The sequence below is a fragment of the Pseudomonas sp. HMSC067G02 genome (assembly GCF_001813485.1).
GTDB classification, from domain to species: Bacteria; Pseudomonadota; Gammaproteobacteria; order Pseudomonadales; family Pseudomonadaceae; genus Pseudomonas; species Pseudomonas aeruginosa.
This window is the reverse complement of sequence record NZ_KV812623.1, coordinates 1-3003: the sequence shown is the minus strand read 5'-3', so window position 1 is coordinate 3003 and position 3003 is coordinate 1. Positions and strand designations below refer to the sequence as shown.

5 protein-coding genes are annotated in these 3003 nt (G+C 62.8%); all 5 read right to left on the bottom strand.

Annotated features, from left to right (window positions below):
* On the bottom strand, nucleotides 1-484 hold a 484-nt coding region (locus HMPREF2914_RS01790; protein ID WP_045108189.1), incomplete at its 3' end, for a cbb3-type cytochrome c oxidase subunit I.
* A 364-nt stretch (nucleotides 485-848) separates the two neighbouring features.
* Nucleotides 849-1775 carry a cytochrome-c oxidase, cbb3-type subunit III gene (ccoP, locus tag HMPREF2914_RS01785; RefSeq protein WP_003087308.1) on the bottom strand — a complete coding sequence of 309 codons (927 nt, stop codon included), beginning with the start codon at nucleotides 1773-1775 and terminating at the stop codon, nucleotides 849-851.
* A complete protein-coding gene (locus HMPREF2914_RS01780; protein ID WP_003087314.1) occupies nucleotides 1772-1957 on the bottom strand; it encodes a CcoQ/FixQ family Cbb3-type cytochrome c oxidase assembly chaperone in 186 nt (61 codons plus the stop codon). Before HMPREF2914_RS01780 ends, ccoP begins: the two co-directional genes overlap by 4 nt.
* 5 nt (nucleotides 1958-1962) lie before the next feature.
* A complete protein-coding gene (gene ccoO / locus HMPREF2914_RS01775; RefSeq protein WP_003087318.1) occupies nucleotides 1963-2571 on the bottom strand; it encodes a cytochrome-c oxidase, cbb3-type subunit II in 609 nt (202 codons plus the stop codon).
* A 10-nt stretch (nucleotides 2572-2581) separates the two neighbouring features.
* On the bottom strand, nucleotides 2582-3003 hold a 422-nt coding region (locus HMPREF2914_RS01770), incomplete at its 5' end, for a cbb3-type cytochrome c oxidase subunit I (RefSeq protein WP_045108188.1).

Below are 3003 nucleotides of genomic sequence, written 5' to 3'. Positions count from 1 at the left end.
TGCCCACATAGATGTGCTTGACCTTGCGCTTGACGATGGTGCCGAAGAACACGATCGCGTAGGTGATCCAGACGATCGCCAGGAGGATGGCCAGCGGCCATTCCAGTTCGGCGTATTCCTTGGAGGTGGTGAAACCCTGCGGCAGGGTCAGCACGGCGCCCACGATCACGGCCTGCCAACCCCAGAAGGTGAAGGCCGCCAGCGTGTCTGAAATCAGTCGGGCTTGCGAGGTACGTTGCACCACGTAGTACGAGGTGGCGAAGAGGGCGCACCCACCGAAGGCGAAGATCACCGCGTTGGTGTGCAGGGGGCGAAGGCGGCCGAAGCTCGTCCACGGCAGGTCGAAGTTCAATTCGGGCCATACCAGTTGGGCGGCGATCAGGACACCGAGACCCATTCCAATGACCCCCCAGACCACCGTCATAACGGCGAACTGGCGGACCACCTTATAGTTATAAGCAGTCTGACTGATTGCTGTGCTCATGCTAGGGGTTCCACGGTTAATGGACTTTTTTAGGGACAAAAAATCGGCGGCAAGTATGGAGAAAGCGGGTGGGCATTGCAACGCGCCAGGCCAGGGGCGACGCCAGTTTGATGCCTGCTTCAGAGCGCTTTCCAAGGCGGCCGTATGGCTTTCTGGCGCTATCCGGACGAGTGGGTTCGGCCGGTGAAGTTAGGTGTCCCGTCGCTCTGCCGGAGAGGGACGAATGCAGAGCAGCTTAGACGCGATTGAAAAGGATGGGTAGGAAAGGCGTCCGCTGGTGCGACACTTCGTCGCGCCGCCTGGGACTAAGGTCTGAGACCGGGGGGAGGACCCGCGCCCGGGAGGGCGCGGGTGGGGGGAGGGGTCAGTTGCTGCCCTGGTTGTGCGACAGGTTGTAGATGTAGGCGGCCAGGATGTGCACCTTTTCCTTGCCCAGGTAGGGCTCCTGGGCCGGCATCTGGCCCTGGCGGCCATGGCGGATGGTTTGTTGGAGCTGGGCGTAGCTGGAGCCGTAGATGAACGCGCCGGGGTTGGTCAGGTTCGGCGCGCCGACCAGGGCGGTACCCTTGCCTTCCGGACCGTGGCAGGCGACGCAGTTGACCGAGAAGATCTGCTTGCCGGCCTCGACGTCGGCCTTGGTGCCTTCCGGCAGCTTCAGCCCGGCGAGTTCGGTGCGGACGTAGGCGGCGACGTTCTTCACCCCGTCTTCGCCGAGGATGTCGCCCCAGGCCGCCATGATCGCGTGGCGACCGCCGAGGATGGTGGTCTCGATGCTCTGCGGGTCACCGCCCCAGCGCCACTCGTTGTCGGCCAGGTTGGGGAAGCCGAGGGCGCCCTTGGCGTCGGAACCGTGGCAGATCGAGCAGTAGGTGGCGAACATGCGGCTGCCCATCTTCATGGCGTGCTCGTCCTTGGCCACTTCCTCGATAGGCATGGCGGCGTACTTGGCGAAGATCGGCCCATACTTCTCCTGGGCGATGTTCATCTCGCGTTCCCACTGCTTGTCCTGGGTCCAGCCGCCCTCGTAGCCCGGCAGCACGCCTTTCCAGTTACCCAGGCCCGGGTACAGGACCAGGTAGCCGACGGAGAAGACGATGGTGCCGATGTACAGCATGAACCACCACTTCGGCAGCGGGTTGTCATACTCCTCGATGCCGTCGTAGGAGTGGCCCATGGTCTTTTCGGTAGTACCCTTGGCCTCGCCCTTGCGGGTGGCGAAGACCAGCCAGAGCAGGGCGATCAAGGTACCGACGGTAAGAGCTGTGATGTACAGACTCCAGAAGGTGGTCATTCTTTGTTACTCCTAGAAGCTTGCTCGACGTGCTTTTTGGCTTCGGGATCGTCTGCGAAGGGCAGCATCGTCGCTTCGTCAAAGCTCTTCTTGCGTTTGCCGCTGTAGGCCCAGATCACCAGACCGATGAAGGCGACCATGATCAGCAGCGTGCCGAGTCCTCGCAGCGTCCCGATATCCATTGCCGTCACCGTTTGTTCTTGATCGAGGTGCCGAGCACCTGCAGGTAGGCGACCACGGCATCCATTTCGGTCTTGCCTTTCAGCGAGTCCTTGGCGCCTTTGATGTCTTCGTCGGTATAGGGCACGCCGAGGGTGCGCATCACTTCGAGCTTCTTCTCGATGTCCTTGCCGTCGAGCTTGTTCTCCACCAGCCACGGGTAGGCCGGCATCTTCGACTCGGGCACCACGTTGCGCGGGTTGAACAGGTGCGCGCGGTGCCAGTCGTCGGAGTAGCGGCTACCGACGCGGGCCAGGTCCGGACCGGTACGCTTGGAACCCCACAGGAACGGGTGGTCCCAGACGCTCTCGCCGGCCACCGAGTAGTGGCCGTAGCGTTCGGTTTCGGCGCGGAACGGACGGATCATCTGCGAGTGGCAGCCGACGCAGCCTTCGCGGATATAGATGTCGCGGCCTTCCAGTTGCAGCGCGGTATAGGGCTTCATGCCTTCGACCGGGGTGTTGGTCACGTCCTGGAAGAACAGCGGCACGATCTGGGTCAGGCCGCCGATGCTCACGGCCACGGCCATGCATAGCGCCAGTAGGCCGACGTTCTTCTCGAGTATTTCGTGTTTCATGCTCGGCTCCTCAGGCGATCTGTGCGGCGGCTTCGTATTCGGCCGGCTTGGCGGCACTGACGGTGCGCCAGGTGTTGTAGGCCATCAGGAACATGCCGAGCAGGAAGATGAAACCGCCGAGCATGCGCACGATGAAGCCGGGGTGGCCGGCGGCCAGCGCTTCGACGAAGGAGTAGGTCAGGGTGCCGTCCTCGTTGACCGCGCGCCACATCAGGCCCTGGGTGATGCCGTTGACCCACATCGAGGCGATGTACAGCACGGTGCCGATGGTGGCCAGCCAGAAGTGCGCGTTGATCAGGCCCAGGCTGTACATCTTCTCGCGGCCGAAGACCTTCGGGATCAGGTGGTAGAGCGAGCCGATGGAAACCATCGCGACCCAGCCGAGGGCGCCGGCGTGTACGTGGCCGATGGTCCAGTCGGTGTAGTGGGAGA